Consider the following 19,246-nt stretch of genomic DNA (forward strand, 5'->3'; position numbering starts at 1 on the left):
AGCGCCGGAGAGCGTGAAGGCGTCGGTGTGGCACACGCTGGTCGCGGCGATACGCACCAGCACCTCACCCGCCTTGGGATCCTGTACGTCGATTTCGGTGAGCTCGAGGGGCTTGCCCGCTTCCAGCGCAACGGCGGCACGCGACTTCATACCTTTCTCCTGATGGTTTGGCGATCCAGTGTGTAACGATTCCTATCAGTCTAGGTGCGCTAGGCGCTATGATGATACTGAAACAGCGACACAACATTATTCCTGCTGTGCAATAATCACGGTGCGCTCATGGCTCATTGGGACGGTATCGAAGCCTTCGTGGAAGTGGTCAAGCTGGGCACTTTTGCCGCCGCAGCACGCCAGCTTCATGTCTCGAACTCGCATATCAGCCGCCAGGTGGCCCAGCTCGAACAGGAGCTGGGGCTGCCGCTGCTCTATCGCACCACGCGGCAGATCCACCTCACCGATGCCGGGGAGCGCTATTACGCCCGCTGCCGTGAACTCCTGGACGGCTTCCGTGAAGCCGAAGCCGCCCTGCAGAGCTTGCAGGAAAAGCCTCATGGCATCCTTCAGCTCAGCTGTGCCACCGCGTTCGGCGAGCGCTTCATCGCCCCTCTGGTCAATGACTTCCTCAAGCTGCATCCACAGCTGGAGATGCGCCTGCACCTCACCAACCGTCAGGTGGACGTCATCGACGAAGGTTACGACGTGGTCATTCGCATGGGCACCCTGCAGGACTCCACGCTAGTGGCCCGCCGGCTTTGCGAGCGGCGCGAATATGTCGTCGCCTCGCCCGACTACTTCCAGCGCGTGTCGCAGCCTCATTCGATAGCGGAACTGATACATCATCGCTGTCTGATCGGCACCCGGGACCAGTGGCGCTTCGATGTCGACGGCCTGCATCGTGAGGTGCGCGTGAGCGGCCCCTGGCAGGCCAATTCGGGACCGGCGCTGCTCGATGCTGCCCTCAAGGGACTGGGGTTGGCGCAACTGCCCGATTACTACGTCATGCCCTATCTCGCCAGCGGTGAGCTGGTCGAAGTGCTGTCACGCTTTCAATGCCGCGACGCCGGGGTATGGGCGGTCATGCCGCGCCATCGCCAGCACGCCGCCAAGGTACGCCAGTTCATCGACTTCCTGGTCGAGCACCTGCCTCAACGGCTGGAGCAGGCCTGCGCCACGGAAGCGCAATAAAAAGGCGCCCTTATAGGGCGCCAGGAAGAGGTCCTGCCAACGGCTTTCACTTGAAGTTTTTGCGGTACATCTTCATCGCCTCACCGACGATACCACTGCGGAAGCTGAGCACACAGATCACGAAAATGACGCCGAGAATCGGGCCGACCCAGTTGCCCAGCGGCGACTGTGCCAGCATGTGCTGCAGGCTCACCACTAGCCCCGCGCCCACCACCGGGCCGAACAGGGTGCCGACGCCTCCCAGCAGGGTCATCAGGATCACCTCGCCGGACATGTGCCAATGGGCGTCGGTCAGCGACGCCAACTGGAACACCACGGTCTTGGTGGAGCCGGCCAGGCCGGCCAGACCTGCGGAAAGAATGAAGGCGACCAGCTTGTAGGCATCCACGTTGTAGCCAAGAGACACGGCACGCGGTTCGTTCTCGCGAATCGCCTTGAGCACCTGGCCGAACGGCGAGTGCACCGCACGCTGGATCAGAGCGAAACCGAACAGGAAGATGGCGAAGACGAAGTAGTACATCGCCAGATTGCTGCGCAGGCTGATGACGCCGAACAGGTGACCGCGCGGCACGCCGTGCAGGCCATCCTCACCGCCGGTGAAGGGCGCCTGAATGTAGAAGAAGAACATCAACTGCGCCAGCGCCAGGGTCACCATGGCGAAATAGATGCCCTGGCGGCGGATCGACAGCGCACCGAATGCGGCCCCCAGCACCAGGGCGGCAGCCGTACCGATGAGGATGCCAAGCTCGGGGGTCAGTGCCGGGTAGCTCGCCAGCAGATAGCCGGTGACGTAACCGCCGGTGGCCAGGAAGGCCGCATGCCCGAAGGAGAGCAGCCCGGCATAGCCCAACAGCAGGTTGAAGGCGCAGGCGAACAGCGCGAAGCACAGCACCTTCATCAAGAATACCGGGTAGGCGAAGAAGGGTGCCACCAGGCCGATCGCGATCAGTACCAGGTAGAAGGCATTGCGACGCAGGTTGGCGCGGCGCTCACGCTTCATGGAGGGCGTCATCGTTTGAGTCGTGGCCATGTCGTCATGCCTCCTTGCCGAACAGTCCGGCGGGTCTTAGCAGCAGCACCAGAATCATCACCAGGAAGATCACGGTGTTCGCCGCCTCGGGGTAGTACACCTTGGTCAGACCTTCTATCAGCCCCATGGCAAGCCCGGTGACGATGGCGCCCAGAATGGAGCCCATGCCACCGATGACCACCACGGCGAAGACCACGATCAGCAGGTTCGAACCCATGGTCGGCGACACTGGATAGAGCGGTGCGGCCAGTACCCCGGCGAAGGCCGCCAGCGCCACGCCGAAGCCATAGGTCAGCGTCACCAGCAGTGGCACGTTGACCCCGAAGGCCTGCATCAGTGCCGGGTTCTCGGTGCCCGCGCGCAGGTAGGCACCGAGGCGTGTGCGCTCGATGATGTACCAGGTAGCAAAGCAAACGACGAGAGCCGCCAGCAGTACCCAGGCGCGATACTTGGGCAGGAACATGAAACCGGTCTGATAACCGCCCTGCAGCGCCTCGGGGGTGGGGTAACGCGCCCCGGATACGCCGAAGAAGTTGACCAGCGTACCCTCGAAGATCAGTGCCAGGCCGAAGGTCAGCAGCAAGCCGTAGAGATGGTCCAGGTGGCCGATGCGACGCAGCAGCACGCGCTCGATCAGCATGCCCAGCAGGCCCACGAAAAGCGGTGCCAGCAGCAGCGCCGCCCAGTAATTGATGCCCAGGTAGCGCATGCCCAGCAGGGTGGCGAACGCCCCCAGCATGTACATGGCCCCATGGGCGAAGTTGACGATCTTCAGCAGGCCGAAGATCACCGCCAGCCCGAGGCTCAGCAGGGCGTAAAAGGCGCCGTTGATCAGACCCAACAGAAGCTGGCCCATGAACACCGCCAACGGCACGCCGAATATCATCGTCATGTCAGGTTCTCCTCGCCGTCAGAGGGGCGGCGACCGTGGTCGCCGCCGGTCTTGCTCGCTTCAGTTCTGCACCAGCTTGCACTGGCTTTCGGAGAGCGGGCGGTAGGCCTCTTCGGCGGGAATGGTGGTGAGGATTTCGTAGAGATCCCACTCGTGGGTGGACTCTTCGGGCGACTTCACGCGCGCCAGGTACATGTCGTGAACCATGCGGCCATCCTCGCGCAGCCGGCCATTACGAGCGAAGAAGTCGTGGATCGGCTGACGCATCATGTGCTCGCGCACCGTCTGCGGATCGTCGCTGCCGGTCGCCTCGACTGCCTGCAGGTAGTGATAGGTGCTGGAATAGATGCCGGCCTGAACCATGGTCGGCATACGACCCACGCGCTCGTAGTAACGCTCGGCCCACTCACGTGCCTCGTCGTCCATGTTCCAGTACCAGCCGGTGGTCAACAGCAGCCCCTGGGTGGCGTCGAGCCCCATGGCATGCACGTCGTTGAGGAACACCAGCAGACCGGCCAGCTGCTGCCCGGCCTCCACCACGCCGAACTGGCTGGCGGTGTTGATGGCATTGACGGTATCGGCGCCGGCATTGGCCAGACCGATGATCTTGGCGCCGGAGCCCTGGGCCTGGAGGATGTAGGAGGAGAAGTCGTCGGTGGGGAACGGGTGACGCACGCCGCCGACGATCTGACCGCCGTTCTCTTCCACCACGCGAGTCACGTCGCCCTCCAGGGCGTGGCCGAAGGCGTAGTCGGCGGTGAGCATGAACCAGGTGTCGCCGCCCTGCTGCACCACCGCCTGGGCGGTACCGTTGGCCAGCGGATAGGTGTCGTAGACCCAATGGATGTGATTGGGCGTGCAGTGCTCGTTGGTGATGCTGGAGGCAGCCGAAGCGGAGACGATGCCGAAGCCGTCGTTCTCTTCCAGCACACGGGTGACGGCAATGGTCACCGAGGAGGCCACCAGGCCGGCCACCATATCGACGTTGCGGGTATCGATCCATTCACGCACGGTGTTGGCGCCGACGTCGGCGCTGTTGCGGTCGTCGGCGCTGAACACCTGGATGGGTGCTCCGTTGACGCTGCCACCGAAGTCCTCGACCGCCATGCGCAGGGCTTCGAGGCCGCCGGGTCCGGCCAGGTCACGATAGGTGCCGGACATGTCCGCCAGGTAGCCGATGCGAATCTCGCCGTCGCTGATCTCGGCCTGAGCGGCAGTCGCCATGGCGGCGGTGATGGCAAGAGCAACGCTGCTGGCGAGAGTCTTCTTGATGAAGGTCATTATTGTCTCCATAGCCCGGTTGGGCGGCTTGTTGTTGTGATGCATCGTTGTGACACGTACTGCAGATGAGTCGCGCTTCGTCGTGATAACGAAAGTTGGTTACACCCCCAGCAGGGAGTTGAGGTGATCGCGCTTGGAGGGCAGCTGTGCCGCACTGATCTCCTCGATGATGCGCCCGTGCTCCATGACGTAGTGGCGGTCGGCCAGCGGCGCGGCGAAGCGGAAATTCTGCTCCACCAGCACGATGGTCATGCCACGGTCGCGCAGCTTGACCAGTACCTCGGCCAGCTTCTGCACGATGACCGGCGCCAGCCCCTCGGTGATCTCGTCGAGCAGCAGCATGCGCGCGCCGGTGCGCAGGATGCGCGCCATGGCCAGCATCTGCTGCTCCCCGCCCGAAAGCCGAGTGCCCTGACTGCGGCGGCGCTCGTAAAGGTTGGGAAACATCTCGTAGATTTCGTCGATCGACATGCCACCCGAACGCACGGTGGGCGGCAGCAGCAGATTCTCTTCCACGTCGAGGCTGGCGAAGATACCGCGCTCCTCGGGGCAGTAGCCGATACCCAGACGCGGAATGCGATGCGCCTTCATGCCGACCGTCTCGGTGCCGTTGATCATGATCGAACCGGTACGCCGGCCCACCATGCTCATGATCGCCTTGAGCGTGGTGCTGCGCCCTGCACCGTTGCGGCCCAGCAGGGTCACCAGCTCACCGCGACGCACCTCCATGTCGACCCCATGAAGAATGTGCGACTCGCCATAGAAGGCATGCAGATCGCGGATGCGCAGCATCTCGGCGCCATCGTGATCGTTGTATTCGCTGCGTGAAGGCTGTTCGACGACCTGATTCATGCGCTGGCCTCCTCTGCCGCAGCCTCGCTACCCATGTAGGCCTCGCGCACCCGTGGGTCGGCGGAAACCGTCTGGTAATCCCCTTCCGCCAGCACGGCGCCGCGAGCCAATACGGTGATGCGGTCGCAAAGCCGGCTCACCACACTGAGGTTGTGCTCCACCATCAGCACCGTACGGCCCTGCGCCACGCGGCGGATCAGCGCGACGATACGGTCGACGTCCTCTGCCCCCATGCCCTGGGTCGGCTCGTCGAGCAGCATCAGCGTCGGATTCATGGCCAGGGTCGTGGCCACCTCGAGCGCGCGCTTGCGCCCGTAGGGCATCTCCACCGTCAGCACGTCGGCGTACTCACGCAGACCAACCTCATCGAGCAGCTCGATGGCGCGGTCGTTGAGGTAGTCGAGCGTGCGCTCCGACTTCCAGAAATGGAAGGAGGTGCCGATGGGGCGCTGCAGCGCCACGCGCACGTTCTCCAGCGCCGTCATGTGGGCGAACACCGCCGAGATCTGGAAGGAACGCACCATCCCCATGCGGGCGATCTCGTTGGCCTTCATGCCGGTGATCGGCTTGTCGCGGTAGAGAATCTCGCCACGGGTCGGTGGCAGGAACTTGGTGAGGAGATTGAAGACGGTCGTCTTGCCGGCACCGTTGGGACCGATCAAGGCGTGGATATGCCCCTCCCGGACCTGCAGGTTGACATCGTCCACGGCGGTGAAGCCGCGGAACTGCTTGGTCAACCCGCGAGTTTCCAGTATGAACTCCTGGGTCATGTGACGTCCTCTCTGGATCGCCCACGCGATCCATGCTGATTTGTTGTCGTTGTCGTGAAGGCTGCGGCCGGCGCTTGGCCCAACCTGGGACTTCTAACCTTTACGTTAACGTAAGCTAGAGGAGACACAACCGCGGAGCAACCGTTCATGGGTCAAACTCGACCAATGGCGTATATCAAAGCAGGCTTTGTTAGTTTGCAAACAAAAACGCGATGCCACAGGGGCATCGCGTCATGTTCTTCACCATTACAGCCAAGGGGCTGTTCTGGCGACCTCTTTCAGCACTCGATGGCGTTCACGGCCAGGCCGCCGCGGGACGTTTCCTTGTACTTGTCCTGCATGTCGCGCCCGGTATCGCGCATGGTGCGGATCGCCTTGTCGAGTGAAATGAAATGCTCGCCGTCCCCACGCAGCGACATCTGGGCGGCATTGATCGCCTTGACCGAAGCGATGGCGTTGCGCTCGATGCAGGGTACCTGTACCAGGCCGCCCACCGGGTCGCAGGTCAGCCCGAGGTTGTGCTCCAGGCCAATCTCGGCGGCATTCTCCACCTGTGCCACGCTGCCGCCCATCACCTCGGCCAGCCCGGCGGCAGCCATGGCGCAGGCCGAGCCGACCTCACCCTGACAGCCCACCTCGGCGCCGGAGATGGAAGCGTTCTTCTTGCACAGGATGCCCACCGCCCCGGCGGCCAGCAGGAAATCGACAACGTCGCGCTCACAGGCACCGGGCTGGAACTTCATGTAGTAATGCAGCACGGCCGGAATGATGCCTGCCGCCCCATTGGTGGGAGCCGTGACCATACGCCCGCCCGCAGCGTTCTCTTCGTTCACCGCCAGGGCGAAGACGTTGACCCAGTCCATGGCGCCGAAGGTCGAAGCAATCAAGCTCTGATCGTCGCTCGTCGCCAGCAGACGGCGATGCAGCGCAGCGGCACGGCGCTTGACGTTGAGCCCGCCGGGAAGCACGCCTTCCTGCTGCAAGCCTCTGTCGACACAGGCTTGCATGGCCTGCCAGATCTGCCACAGGCCGTCGCGAATCTCGGCTTCGCTGCGCCAGGCCTTCTCGTTCTCCAGCATCAGCTCGCTGATCCGCATGTCATGCATGCGGCACAGCGCCATCAGCTCGGCGCCGGAATTGAAGTCGTAAGGCAACACGGTGGAATCCTGATCCAGCTCGCCGCGCTCGGCCTGGCCCTCGTCGATGACGAAGCCACCACCCACCGAGTAGTAGGTGTTGCGCCACAGTTCTTCGCTATGACCGTGTGCCACCAGCGTCATCGCATTGGGGTGATAGGGCAGACACTCCTCATGCCACTGCAGATCGCGCGTCCAGAGGAACGGGATCGCCAGTCGCCCGTCCAGCATCAGCGTGTTGGTTTCCAGCAGCTCTTCGATGCAGGGCGTGACGATGGCGGGATCGATCCGATCGGGACGCTCGCCCATCAGCCCCATGATCACTGCGCGATCGGTAGCGTGCCCTTTGCCGGTGGCACTCAGCGAGCCGAACAGTTTCACCTCGATGCGGGCCACGCGCTCGACCAGGTCCCGCTGTCGCAGCTCCTCGACGAAGTCATAGGCAGCCCGCATGGGCCCCACGGTATGGGAGCTGGACGGACCGATACCGATCTTGAACAGGTCGAACACACTGATGGCCATGATTCACCTCGCAAGTCGTCAGTCATGCCACGTACCATGTCGCCCATGGATCAGCCTGACTAAAACATGTTTGCTTGTAAGCAAGTATGGCATAAGGTTGACGTCGAAGCGCTCGCCGAGCAACCGAGAATAACTCCTTCCTGCTATAGCAAAACTAAAGCATGAGCCGACTGCTGCACGCCCAAACCCACGCCTGGCTGAAAGTCTTCGCCATCAGCGCACGCCACCTCTCATTCACCCGGGCGGCCGAGGAGCTGCACGTCACCACCGGCGCGGTGAGTCAGCAGATCAAGCAGTTGGAAGAGCGACTCGGTTTCAAGCTCTTTCGTCGACTGCCGCGACGCCTGGAGCTCACCGAGGAAGGCAAGCGGCTGGCCGCCGTGGTGGACGAGGCCTACCAGTCGGTCGGCCTCGAGGTGAAGCGTCTGCGCAGCGGTGTGATGAGCGGCGTAATACGTCTGCGCAGCGTGCCGGCGTTTCTCAGCAAATGGCTGATGCCGCGACTGCCGCGACTCCAGGCCCGTTTTCCCGATATCGAACTGCAGGTCATCGCCGAGGACAGCAGCCTGTCACTGCGCGAAGGCGAGTTCGACCTGGCGATCGATCTCAACGACGGCCACTATCCGGGCCTGGCCATCACCCCGCTGATGGAGGAGGTGATCTTCCCGGTCTGCACCCCCGGCTTGATGCGCCGCCGCCCGCCGCTTTCCAGCCCCGGCGACCTGGCCTGGTACCCGCTGCTGCACGATATCACCGCTTGGCGCGGTGGGAGCCCCTACGCCGAGTGGGAACACTACCTGCAGGCCATCGAAGCCCCGCCGCTCAACGTACGCCGCGGCTACACCTTCAATCGGCACCGGCTGGCCCTGGAGGCGGCCGTCGCCGGCATGGGAGTCGCCATTGCACGCCAGGCGCTGCTGACCGACGAACTCAAGACGGGGGCGCTGATCGCCCCGTTCCCCGCCCGCATCCCCACCGGCAAGCGCTACGGCATCGTGCATACCAGCGGCGCGCTGGACGACCGGCGCGTCGCGGCCGTTCACGACTGGATCGTGGAAGAGGCCCAGCGCCACGTGACCACCTACTCCTGACGCTCCTTCCCCACCGCCTCCCTGTTCGAATCGGCACACCTCGCGTGACCAGACTTGCCCATGGCGAGGCAGGTTTGCAGACAGATCATTATCAGCGTAATGTCTCGCGCCATGCCAACAAGGCAACAATTTCAACTAATCAAAGCGCACTAAAAGAGTATTTTCTAATGTCAACATTACCTCGCCGCGAGCGCCTGAAACGGGGCGCCTTCCATCGTTTCCTCGACAGCGTGGAGTGGCTGGGCAATCTGCTGCCACACCCGGTCACTCTGTTCGCACTGCTCTGCGTCATCGTGGTGGTGGCCAGCGGCATCGCCGGTGCCCTGGGCGTTTCGGTCGCCGACCCGCGCCCTGCCAATGAAGGTGAGCTCATTGCGGTCAATTCGTTGCTCAACGCAGAAGGATTGCGTCGCCTGATCACCGAGATGGTGACCAACTTCACCGGCTTCGCGCCGCTGGGCACGGTACTGGTCGCCATGCTCGGCGTGGGCGTCGCCGAGCATTCGGGACTGCTCTCGGCCAGCATGCGCGCCCTGGTGCTGGACCGCTCACCACGCATCGTCACCTATGCCGTGGTGTTCGCCGGCATCATGTCCAACATGGCCGCCGAACTCGGTTACGTGGTGCTGATTCCGCTGGCAGCGATGATCTTCCATTCGCTGGGGCGTCATCCGCTGGCCGGGCTCGCCGCCGCCTTCTGTGGCGTTTCCGGCGGCTACAGCGCCAACCTGCTGATCGGCACCGTCGACCCGCTGCTCTCCGGCATCACCCAGGAAGCCGCGCGCCTGCTCGACCCGAGCTACAGCGTAGGCGCCGAGGCCAACTGGTTCTTCATGATCGTCAGCACCTTCGTCGTCACGCTGATCGGCGGGCTGGTGACCGAGCGCATCGTCGAGCCCAAGCTCGGCAAGTTCGATGCCGCCTACGCCGCGGATGACATCGACGGGCAGCGCATGGCGAGCCTCTCGGCCACGGAGAAGCGCGCACTCAAGGGGACCGGACTCGCCACCCTGGCCATCGTGGCGCTGCTGGCACTCATGGTGGTGCCTGCCAACGGCATCCTGCGCCACCCGGAAACCGGCGCCATCAGCGGCTCGCCCTTTCTCAGCGGCATCGTGGTGATCGTGGCGATTTCCTTCTCTCTGCTCGGTTTCGTCTACGGCAGGCTTGCCGGCACCATGCGCGGCGACCGCGACGTCGTCGATGCCATGGCCCGCAGCATGAGCAGCCTCGGCCTTTACATCGTACTGGTCTTCTTTGCCGCCCAGTTCGTGGCGCTGTTCAACTGGAGCAATTTCGGCACCGTGATCGCCGTGGCTGGCGCCGACATGCTGCAGACACTGGGCCTGAGCGGCCCGCTGCTGTTCGCCCTGTTCATCCTGATGTGCGCCTTCGTCAACCTGTCGCTGGGCAGCGCGTCGGCACAGTGGGCGGTCACGGCGCCCATCTTCGTGCCGATGCTGATGCTTATGGGCTATGCCCCGGAAGTGATCCAGGCCGCCTACCGCATCGGCGACTCGGTGACCAACTTGATCACGCCGATGATGAGCTACTTCGGCCTGATCATGGCGGTGGCCGCGCGTTACCGTAAGGACCTGGGTATCGGCACGCTGGTGGCGCTGATGCTGCCCTACACCCTGTTCATGCTGATCGGCTGGAGCCTGCTGTTCTTTGCCTGGGTGTTCCTGTTCGGCCTGCCGGTAGGGCCGGGCTCGGCCACCCACTACGTGCTCTGAACACGCCCTGCGCCACACCGTCCACGGTGCGGTCGAAAAAAAACCGCGGCCATCGGGCCGCGGTTTTTTTCACATCGGGTGATCGCGCTTACTCGTCGAGGAACGAACGCAGCGGTTCGGAGCGGCTCGGGTGGCGCAGCTTGCGCAGCGCCTTGGCTTCGATCTGACGAATCCGCTCACGGGTCACGTCGAACTGCTTGCCGACCTCCTCGAGGGTGTGGTCGGTGTTCATGTCGATACCGAAACGCATGCGCAGCACCTTGGCCTCACGAGCGGTCAACCCGCCGAGCACGTTGCGGGTGGCCTCGATCAGACCCTCGCCGGTAGCAAGGTCGACCGGCAGCTGCATGGTGCTGTCCTCGATGAAATCGCCCAGGTGCGAGTCGTCGTCGTCACCGATGGGCGTCTCCATGGAGATCGGCTCCTTGGCGATCTTGAGCACCTTGCGTACCTTGTCCTCGGGCATCTCGAGACGCTCGCCCAGCTCCTCTGGCGTCGGCTCGCGGCCCATCTCCTGCAGCATCTGGCGCGACACGCGGTTGAGCTTGTTGATGGTCTCGATCATGTGCACCGGAATACGGATGGTACGCGCCTGATCGGCGATCGAGCGGGTGATCGCCTGACGAATCCACCAGGTGGCGTAGGTCGAGAACTTGTAGCCGCGACGGTACTCGAACTTGTCCACCGCCTTCATCAGGCCGATGTTGCCCTCCTGGATCAGATCCAGGAACTGCAGGCCACGGTTGGTGTACTTCTTGGCGATGGAGATCACCAGACGCAGGTTGGCCTCGACCATCTCCTTCTTGGCCCGGCGCGCCTTGGCCTCGCCGATGGAGAGACGACGATTGATCTCCTTCAGCTCCGGCACGGGCAGCTGAACCATCTCCTCCTCGAAGGCGATGCGGCGCTGGGCGCGCTGGATATCGGCCCGCAGCGGCTCGAGGCGCTCGGCGAACTTGGCATTCTCGGCAATGAACTCGTCGAGCCACTCCTGACGCGATTCGTTGCCGGGAAACGCCTTGATGAAGCTCTTGCGCGGTACCTTGGCCAGCTTGACGAAAAGCTGCATCACCGCCTTTTCCTGGGTGCGAATCTGCTCGACGCTGATGCGCACCTGACCGACCAGGCGCTCGAAGTGCTTGGGCACCAGCTTGATCGGCGAGAACAGTTCTGCCAGGCGATCCATCTCGACCCGCGCCTGCTCGCTGCCACGACCATGCTTGGCCAGGGCTTCCCGCACCAGCTCGTTCTGCTCGCGGATCTGCTCGAAACGCGCCCTCGCCTCTTCCGGGTCGGGGCCGCCGGTGCTCTCCTCCGCCTCGCTGGTGTCAGCGTCGTCTTCGTCATCGTCAGCATCGGCATCATCCGCGTCGTCGGCGGCGCCGTCGTCGACCAGCTCTTCGGGCACTTCCGCCTCGGCCACGCCGGGGATGCCTTCGTCAGGATCGATGAAGCCGGAGAAGAGGTCGGACAGTCGTCCCGGCGCCTCTTCGTCCTGGGTGGCATCGTAGGCTTCGAGAATCGAGTCCACCGCGCCCGGCAGCCAGGCCAGCGCCGACATCACTTCGCGGGTGCCTTCCTCGATGCGCTTGGCAATCTCGATCTCACCCTCGCGGGTCAGCAGCTCCACGGTGCCCATTTCACGCATGTACATGCGCACCGGATCGGTGGTCCGGCCTACGTCGCTCTCTACCGCCGCCAGGGCAGCCACGGCCTCCTCGGCGGCCGACTCGTCGGCGGAGTGATCGGACATCATCAGGGTATCTTCATCGGGTGCTTCCTCGACGACGCTGATACCCATGTCATTGATCATGCCGATGATGTCTTCCACCTGATCGGGATCGGCAATATCCTCGGGAAGATGGTCGTTGACCTCGGCATAGGTCAGGTAGCCCTGTTCCTTGCCACGCGCGATCAACTCCTTCAGACGTGACTGCTGCTGCGCATTTCCAGCCATAGAAACCCTATCTCGACGAAGAAGAATGAAGCACCTGAAGCGCTGGGGTGGAGAAAACTCATGAAGCCCAATAGTATAGCGGGAAACAGTACGAACCCGCCAGTACGGCCCATTTGCTCGATCACTCAGGTGTGTTAGTTTAATCGGTTATGCTGACAGCGTCCGGCCATGCTCCCTAACATGGGGGTGCACAACGGAAAATCAATCCGCCGGTCTCAATCCAGCGGTCAGCGTTTCAGCTCCAACAGCAGCTCCTGCAGCCGCTGCCTCGCCTCGAGCGGCAGGCGTTCACCGCCCCGCTCTTTGGCCAGCAGCGCCTCGAACTCCTCCTGCGGCGACTGGCGCTGCCGTTGACGCCTCAGGTACTCGACCAATCCCTCGAGCTCCTGGCCTCGCGCCTCCCGCGGAATCAGCATCTCTCGCTGTACCAGTGCCGCTAGCCGCTCGCCCTGAGCACTGCCCTGGAAGTGGGCCAGCAACACATGCGGGCTACGGTAACGTCCCGCCCGCAGCAAACGCACCAGCTCGCGGCACAGCAAGGCATCCGTCCCGTCCTCCGGACACCACTCCTCCACCGCGGGCAAGCGCTCGACCAGCGTCGGCTCATGCACCAGCAGCTGCAGCACCCGCGCCATCAGCCCCAGCGCCGCTCCCTCTTTGCGCGGCTTCTCTTCCGCCACACTCGGTGCGGAAGCCGCCGCGACAGGCGCCTGGGAAGGCTCGGCGGCCGGTGAGGCAGCCTCCTGCTCGCTGGCCAGGAGCGCGTCGAAGCGAGACTGATCGACCCCGGTACGCCGCGCGAGTTCCCCCAGCAGCACGGTCTTCAACATGCCCTGAGGCAATCGTGCCACTGCCTTCAACACCTGGCTGGCGAAGCGCTCGCGCTCCTCGACACGTGCCAGGTCACGCCCCCGCGCCGCCTGATCGAACAGGAACTCCGACAACGGGCTGGCGCAGGTGATGCGGTTCTCGAAGGCCTCAGGCCCCTCGCGACGCACCAGCGTATCCGGGTCCTCGCCCTCCGGCAGGAACAGGAAGCGCGCCGTCCGCCCATCGATCATCTGCGGCAGCACCGTTTCCAGCGCGCGGCTGGCGGCCTGCCGCCCGGCCCGGTCGCCGTCGAAGCAGAACACCACCTCGTCGACCATGCGGAACAGCCGCCCCAGATGCTCCTCGCTGGTGGAAGTCCCCAGGGTCGCCACGGCATTGCGAATGCCGAACTGGGCCAGCGCCACCACGTCCATGTAGCCCTCGACGATCACCAGCCGCTCGAGCCGTGGATTGGCCTGCCTGGCCTCGAACAGCCCGTACAGCTCCCTGCCCTTGTGGAAGACCGGCGTCTCGGGCGAGTTCAAGTACTTGGGCTTGGCATCGCCGAGCACTCGACCACCGAAGGCAATGGTACGTCCGCGCACGCCACGAATCGGGAACATCACCCGATCGCGGAAGCGGTCGTAGGTGCGGCCGCTCTCCTCGCGCTGCACCAGCAGGCCGTATTCGACCTGTACCGCTTCGGCAACGCCCCTAGCGCTCAGGTGGCGCTTGAGTGCCTCCCAGTCGTCCGGGGCATAGCCGATGCCGAAGTCTCGCTGCACCTCTTCGGAGAGGCCGCGCCGGGAGAGGTACTCCCGCGCCTGCTGCCCCTCAGACATCTTCAGCCGCTCGCGAAAGAAGCTGGCCGAGAGCTCGAGCAGATTGACGCCCTCCTGGCGCTTGCGCTCGCGTGCCTGAGCGCGAGGGTCGTCGTCGCCTTCGCGCGGCACCTCGAGCCCCAAGCGGGCCGCCAGTTGCTCTACCGCCTCGGGGAAGCGCAGCTTGTCGTACTCCATCAGGAAACGCAGAGCAGTGCCGTGAGCACCACAGCCGAAGCAGTGGTAGAACTGCTTATCGGCACTGACGGTGAAGGACGGCGTCTTTTCCTGATGAAAGGGGCACAGGCCGGAATAGTTGCGTCCAGCCTTCTTCAGCTGCACTCGCTCGCCAACCACCTCGACCACGTCGACGCGTGCCAGCAGGTCATCGATGAAGCGCTGCGGAATCTGGCCGGCCATGTGGGTCTTGCCACCTCCCGGCGGGGCAGATGAAAAATTGCAGTGAAACGGACTTGAAAGACAAGCGGCCACCTGACGGCAGCCGCTTGGTCATCCTTCCAGAAGCCGCAATGCACGAAGCATCGAGGCTCCCCGAGTACGGATCAATAGAGCCGTTCGAAACGCTTGCGCTCACGCTGGAGCTTCTTGGCGTGACGCTTCACCGCGGCGGCAGCCTTGCGCTTGCGCTCTGCTGTCGGCTTCTCGTAGTGCTCGCGACGACGCACTTCGGAGAGGATGCCGGCTTTTTCACAGGAACGCTTGAAACGGCGCAGCGCGACGTCGAACGGCTCGTTATCACGTACTTTGACAGAAGGCATTAAGCACTCACCTACCTTGAATTCTTGAGTTCGGTTCGAACGCACACCCGGATGTGGGTGCACGACCCAATTGTACAGCGCACGGTAGTTTAGTCGGCGATGCCAAGCTTTGCAAATTCCCGCCACACGAAGGCGGGATGGCCAGGCCCCGATTTGCTAGAATACGGCCTTCCTCTCATCATGAGCTCTGCACCATGCGCGTCCTTGGCATCGAGACCTCCTGCGACGAAACCGGCGTCGCGATCTACGACACCGAACGCGGCCTGCTGGCCGACGCTCTCTACAGCCAGGTCGCCATGCATGCCGAATATGGCGGCGTGGTACCGGAGCTGGCCTCCCGTGACCATACCCGGCGCCTGCTACCCCTGATACAGCGGGTGCTCGACGAGGCCGGCATGCAGCGCAGCGAGCTCGACGCCATCGCCTATACCGCCGGCCCGGGGCTGGTCGGCGCGCTGATGGTGGGCGCCAGCACCGCGCACGGCATGGCTCGTGCGCTGGGCATCCCCGTGCTGGGGGTTCACCACATGGAGGGGCACCTGCTGGCGCCCATGCTCGAGGAGTCGCCGCCGGCCTTCCCCTTCGTCGCCCTGCTGGTCTCCGGCGGGCATACTCAACTGGTCGAGGTACAAGGGCTGGGGCTGTATCGCCTGCTCGGCGAGTCGGTGGACGACGCCGCCGGCGAAGCCTTCGACAAGACCGCCAAGATGCTGGGACTGAGCTATCCCGGCGGCCCTCAGGTCGCCCGACTGGCCGAGACGGGCAATCCCGGGCGCTTTCGCTTCCCCCGGCCGATGACCGACCGGCCGGGCCTCGACTTCAGCTTTTCCGGGCTCAAGACCCATACCCTCACCACCCTGCGCCAGTTGGAACAGGCCGGCGAGCTCGACGACCAGGCCCGTGCCGACGTTGCCCGGGCCTTCGAGGAGGCAGTGGTCGATACCCTGACGATCAAGTGCCGCCGGGCGTTGGACGACACCGGCCTCAAACGTCTGGTGATGGCCGGTGGGGTGAGTGCCAACCAGCGCCTGCGCGAGAGATTGGCCACAGAGGTGGCGAAGCGCAACGCACAGGTATTCTATCCTCGCGGCCGTTTCTGCACCGACAACGGCGCCATGATCGCCCTGGCCGGCGCCTTGCGCCTGCAGACCGGCGAACGCGACGAGATGGGGCACATGAAGGCGGTGCCGCGCTGGCCGATGGATACCCTGACGTCACCGGCCAGCGTCTGAACGTCCACTGCTTTGATGCAGCCAGCCGTAACAGCGACGATGCTTCAGAGCGCATGCTCGTCGCCCTTGCCCAGCCGACGTATGTTGAGCAGGTGGCGCACCAGCACCAGCAGGGTGAAGACTAGAATCACCAGCACATAGTCCGGCGCCAGCCACAGGCTGGCCAGCGGCGCGATACCGGCGCTGGCCAGCGAGGCCACCGCCGCGGTGCGTACCCGCCAGGCCAACAGCACCCACAGCGCGGCACAGCACAGCGCCACCCAGGGGGTCAGCACCAGCAGGACGCCGAAAGCGCTGGCCACCGCCTTGCCGCCACGGAAGCGATGCCAGGGCGGAAAGCTGTGCCCCAGCAACACGGCCAGCCCGACCATGCCCTGGGCCCATGGCGGCATGCCCAGCACCATGGCGAGCCACAGCACCGGCATCCCCTTGGCCGCATCGAGCGCCAGCGTCGCCCCGGCAAGCCGCGGGCCGTAAAGGCGCAACACGTTCGAGAAGCCCGGGTTGCCGGAGCCTTCCCCGCGCGGATCAGCGACGCCTGCCAGCCGGCAGACCCACAGCGCGCCCAGCCAGGAACCGCTGAGATAGCCCAGCGGCACCAGACCCCATAGCGGCCACAGCTCTTCGCCCAAATCCGCCCCCATGCTCGTTCGTCATCACCATCGACGATTCTGCCAGCCCCCGCACGCCAGGGACAGCACCGCAAGCCTGTCAATCCGTCCCGACGCTCACGTACAATCGTGCCTCCTTCTTCGGCCTGTTTGGGAGCTGCACATGGATTGCGTGTTGATCGAGTCGCTGGAACTCGAGACGGTCATCGGCGTATACGACTGGGAACGCACCATTCGCCAGCGGCTGGTGCTCGACTTGGAGCTCGCCACCGACATTCGCCTGGCAGCTGCCGACGATGATCTCACCAAGACTCTCGACTACGCGGCCATCAGCCAGCGCATCCAGCGCTTCGCCGACGAGCACGACTTTGCACTGGTGGAAACCTTCGCCGAGCGTCTCGCGCAGTTGTTGATGACGGAATTTTTCGTGCCGTGGCTACGCTTGACGCTACGCAAGCCGGGCGCGGTACCGGCCGCTGCTGCGGTAGGCGTGCGCATCGAACGCGGCACACCGCCGGAGGGCGCCTGATGGCCAAGGTAAGCGTCAGCATCGGTAGCAACATCGAGCGTGAGCGTCACATCACGGCCTGCCTGGAGGCGCTTGCCGCCACCTTCGACAACCTGGCCGTGTCCCGCGTCTTCGAGAGCGTGCCCGTCGGCTTCATCGACGGACGCAACTTCTACAATCTGGTGGCAGTGTTCGACAGCGACTGGTCGGTGGGCGAGCTGCAGGCTTGGTGCAAGCGTATCGAGAGCGAGCACGGACGACGCCCGGGCACGCCCAAGTTCAGCCCGCGAACGCTGGACATCGACCTGCTGACGGTAGGCGACCTCTGCGGCGAGCACGACGGGGTCACGCTGCCACGCGACGAGATCCTGCACCACGCCTTCGTGCTGCTGCCGCTCGCCGAACTACTGCCCGACACGCTCCACCCCGAGGTCGGGCGTACCTACGCCGAACTGTGGACCGAGTTCGAGGCTGGCGATCAGCGTCTGTGGCCCGTCGAGTTCGTCTGGCGCTCCTGAGCGATGTGCCAGCAAGCCGACAGCAAAGCACATTCTCTCAGTGCCGCTCCATTTCCCGCTGCAGCACGGCCCGGCGCCGTCGGGCCAGTTCTTCGCCCAGCGCGCCGCCGCGAAAGCCCTCGACCAGCAGCTCCCTTGCCTCGAGCCGCGACACCTCCCGCCAGGCCCGCTCCAGTCGTATGGCCAGCGCCGGCGTCTCGAGCGCCAGCAGCGCGATGAGCGGGGCCACCCGCTCGGCTCGGCGCCAGGCGTCGACACCGTCCAGCCAGGCTTTCACCGTATCGGCAACAGGCGTGTCGCTCTCGGCCAGTTGCCGGGTCAATGCGGCCTGCCACCCCAGCTCACGATAGCTGCGCGGCAGGCGCAGGCGTTCGCTCAAGGTTCGTTGGTCGGCCTCATCCAGATGCTCCACCAGGCGGGCCCAGCGCCAGCGCAACCGCTCCGCCTCGGGCAGTACATCTGGCAGGCGCGTCATGCGCTGCAACGCCTCATCGAGCTCCGCGCCGCTCCCGATGAGCTCGGGCATCAGCACCGTCAGGGCGCCACAGGCATGCAGCGTACGGAAGTAGACCGCCGGTTCTGGCTCGCCCAGCGCCTTCTCGGTCTCGGTCCAGACGCGCTCGGCCACCAGGTGAGAAAGCTCGCCGCTCTCGGTCAGCTCGCGCATCAGCGCCCAGGTCTCGTCGGCGATGATGAAGCCAAGCCCGGCATAGCGGGCCAGGAAACGTGCCGTGCGCAGCACCCGCAGCGGGTCTTCGACGAAGGCCGGCGAAACGTGTCGCAAGACGCGCTCTGCGAGATCCTGCAAGCCGCCGTATGGATCGATCAGCTCGCCTTCCGGGGTCTCTGCCATGGCGTTGATGGTGAGGTCGCGACGGGCCAGATCCTCTTCCAGAGTCACATCGGGGCTGGCATGCACCTCGAAACCGGTATAGCCGTGCCCCGACTTGCGCTCGGTGCGCGCCAGCGCATACTCCTCGTGGTTGAGCGGGTGCAGAAACACCGGGAAGTCACGCCCCACCGGACGAAAGCCGCGGCGGCGCATCTCCTCGGGCGTCGCTCCCACCACCACCCAATCGGTATCCACGGTAGGCCAGCCCAGGCGACCATCGCGCACTGCCCCCCCCACGCGATAGACCTCGAGGCCTGCGATCGCCGGGTCCCGCGCTGCGCTCATGAGCCGGCACGCTCCACGCGTTCAGGCAGGCGGTACTCCCATTCGGTGAAGCCGCCGTCGAGACTGTAGACCTCGGCGAAGCCCTGCCCCGCCAGCCAAGCCGCGGCTTGCTGGCTCGAATGGCCGTGGTAGCACACCACCACCATGGGCTGCTCGCGCGGCGCCGCCTCCAGCAGTGCCGGCACGCTGTCATTGTCGAGATGGCGGCTGCCGGGAATGCGGCCGGCAGCAAAGCTGGCCGGATCGCGGATATCGACCAGGGTGAGCGGAGCCTCGTCGTCGAGCCAGGCGGTCAGGGTATCGATGTTCAGGTGTCGAAACATGGGGCGCTCCCTTCA

18 protein-coding genes and 1 pseudogene are annotated in these 19,246 nt (G+C 64.5%); 6 read left to right on the forward strand and 13 right to left on the reverse strand.

The annotated features are described in order from the left end of the window. Positions 1–150, reverse strand: a pseudogene (locus B8115_RS23490) (S-(hydroxymethyl)glutathione dehydrogenase); the annotation flags it as partial. A 129-nt stretch (positions 151–279) separates the two neighbouring features. Between B8115_RS23490 and B8115_RS19820 the strand changes: the two are divergent. Next, positions 280–1,185, forward strand: a complete 906-nt coding sequence (locus B8115_RS19820; RefSeq protein WP_010629600.1) for a LysR family transcriptional regulator — start codon at positions 280–282, stop codon at positions 1,183–1,185. Between the two features lie 46 nt (positions 1,186–1,231). Here B8115_RS19820 and B8115_RS19825 read toward each other — a convergent pair whose 3' ends face one another. The 6 genes from B8115_RS19825 to B8115_RS19850 all read right to left on the reverse strand — a co-directional run bounded on the left by B8115_RS19825 (position 1,232) and on the right by B8115_RS19850 (position 7,668). After that, positions 1,232–2,215 carry a branched-chain amino acid ABC transporter permease gene (locus B8115_RS19825; protein ID WP_010629601.1) on the reverse strand — a complete coding sequence of 328 codons (984 nt, stop codon included), beginning with the start codon at positions 2,213–2,215 and terminating at the stop codon, positions 1,232–1,234. 4 nt (positions 2,216–2,219) lie between these two features. Further along, entirely contained in the window at positions 2,220–3,107 is an 888-nt protein-coding gene (locus B8115_RS19830) for a branched-chain amino acid ABC transporter permease (protein WP_010629602.1), read from the reverse strand. A gap of 60 nt (positions 3,108–3,167) precedes the next feature. Then, on the reverse strand, positions 3,168–4,388 hold the full coding sequence (locus B8115_RS19835; RefSeq protein ID WP_010629603.1) for an ABC transporter substrate-binding protein: 1,221 nt from the start codon (positions 4,386–4,388) through the stop codon (positions 3,168–3,170). 99 nt (positions 4,389–4,487) lie between these two features. Then, a complete protein-coding gene (locus B8115_RS19840; protein WP_010629604.1) occupies positions 4,488–5,240 on the reverse strand; it encodes an ATP-binding cassette domain-containing protein in 753 nt (250 codons plus the stop codon). Next, positions 5,237–6,010, reverse strand: coding sequence for an ABC transporter ATP-binding protein (locus tag B8115_RS19845; RefSeq protein ID WP_010629605.1), 774 nt, complete (start codon positions 6,008–6,010; stop codon positions 5,237–5,239). Before B8115_RS19845 ends, B8115_RS19840 begins: the two co-directional genes overlap by 4 nt. Before the next feature lie 278 nt (positions 6,011–6,288). Next, complete coding sequence (locus tag B8115_RS19850; protein ID WP_010629606.1) at positions 6,289–7,668, reverse strand: L-serine ammonia-lyase; 1,380 nt, start codon at positions 7,666–7,668, stop codon at positions 6,289–6,291. Between the two features lie 161 nt (positions 7,669–7,829). On the opposite strand from B8115_RS19850, the gene B8115_RS19855 reads away from it, so the two are divergent. Beyond that, the gene (locus B8115_RS19855; protein WP_010629607.1) at positions 7,830–8,759 is read left to right on the forward strand and encodes a LysR substrate-binding domain-containing protein; all 930 of its coding nucleotides are present in this window, start codon (positions 7,830–7,832) and stop codon (positions 8,757–8,759) included. 167 nt (positions 8,760–8,926) lie between these two features. Further along, positions 8,927–10,495 carry an AbgT family transporter gene (locus tag B8115_RS19860; protein ID WP_010629608.1) on the forward strand — a complete coding sequence of 523 codons (1,569 nt, stop codon included), beginning with the start codon at positions 8,927–8,929 and terminating at the stop codon, positions 10,493–10,495. An 88-nt stretch (positions 10,496–10,583) separates the two neighbouring features. Here the strand turns inward: B8115_RS19860 and rpoD are convergent, their stop codons facing one another. From rpoD to rpsU, 3 genes are all read right to left on the reverse strand, one after another. Continuing rightward, positions 10,584–12,452: an RNA polymerase sigma factor RpoD gene (gene rpoD / locus B8115_RS19865; protein WP_010629609.1), complete on the reverse strand. Its 1,869-nt coding sequence runs from the start codon at positions 12,450–12,452 to the stop codon at positions 10,584–10,586. A gap of 227 nt (positions 12,453–12,679) precedes the next feature. Next, on the reverse strand, positions 12,680–14,503 hold the full coding sequence (dnaG, locus tag B8115_RS19870; RefSeq protein WP_010629610.1) for a DNA primase: 1,824 nt from the start codon (positions 14,501–14,503) through the stop codon (positions 12,680–12,682). A 143-nt stretch (positions 14,504–14,646) separates the two neighbouring features. Then, complete coding sequence (rpsU, locus tag B8115_RS19875) at positions 14,647–14,862, reverse strand: 30S ribosomal protein S21 (protein ID WP_010629611.1); 216 nt, start codon at positions 14,860–14,862, stop codon at positions 14,647–14,649. A gap of 194 nt (positions 14,863–15,056) precedes the next feature. Here rpsU and tsaD point away from each other — a divergent pair, with 194 nt between their 5' ends. After that, positions 15,057–16,094: a tRNA (adenosine(37)-N6)-threonylcarbamoyltransferase complex transferase subunit TsaD gene (tsaD, locus tag B8115_RS19880; RefSeq protein WP_010629612.1), complete on the forward strand. Its 1,038-nt coding sequence runs from the start codon at positions 15,057–15,059 to the stop codon at positions 16,092–16,094. Between the two features lie 44 nt (positions 16,095–16,138). On the opposite strand, the gene plsY is transcribed toward tsaD, so the two are convergent. Next, positions 16,139–16,738, reverse strand: a complete 600-nt coding sequence (gene plsY, locus B8115_RS19885) for a glycerol-3-phosphate 1-O-acyltransferase PlsY (protein ID WP_010629613.1) — start codon at positions 16,736–16,738, stop codon at positions 16,139–16,141. Between the two features lie 130 nt (positions 16,739–16,868). Here plsY and folB point away from each other — a divergent pair, with 130 nt between their 5' ends. After that, positions 16,869–17,234 (forward strand): dihydroneopterin aldolase, encoded by a 366-nt coding sequence (gene folB, locus B8115_RS19890; protein ID WP_010629614.1) that lies wholly within the window; start codon positions 16,869–16,871, stop codon positions 17,232–17,234. After that, positions 17,234–17,731: a 2-amino-4-hydroxy-6-hydroxymethyldihydropteridine diphosphokinase gene (gene folK / locus B8115_RS19895; RefSeq protein WP_010629615.1), complete on the forward strand. Its 498-nt coding sequence runs from the start codon at positions 17,234–17,236 to the stop codon at positions 17,729–17,731. Before folB ends, folK begins: the two co-directional genes overlap by 1 nt. Before the next feature lie 37 nt (positions 17,732–17,768). Here the strand turns inward: folK and B8115_RS19900 are convergent, their stop codons facing one another. Then, the gene (locus B8115_RS19900; RefSeq protein ID WP_010629616.1) at positions 17,769–18,908 is read right to left on the reverse strand and encodes a polynucleotide adenylyltransferase; all 1,140 of its coding nucleotides are present in this window, start codon (positions 18,906–18,908) and stop codon (positions 17,769–17,771) included. Then, positions 18,905–19,231 carry a thiosulfate sulfurtransferase GlpE gene (gene glpE / locus B8115_RS19905; RefSeq protein ID WP_010629617.1) on the reverse strand — a complete coding sequence of 109 codons (327 nt, stop codon included), beginning with the start codon at positions 19,229–19,231 and terminating at the stop codon, positions 18,905–18,907. The genes B8115_RS19900 and glpE overlap by 4 nt, the downstream gene beginning before the upstream one ends. Positions 19,232–19,246 lie beyond the last annotated feature (15 nt).

Source organism: Halomonas sp. KM-1, from assembly GCF_000246875.1.
Lineage (GTDB): Bacteria > Pseudomonadota > Gammaproteobacteria > Pseudomonadales > Halomonadaceae > Halomonas > Halomonas aerodenitrificans.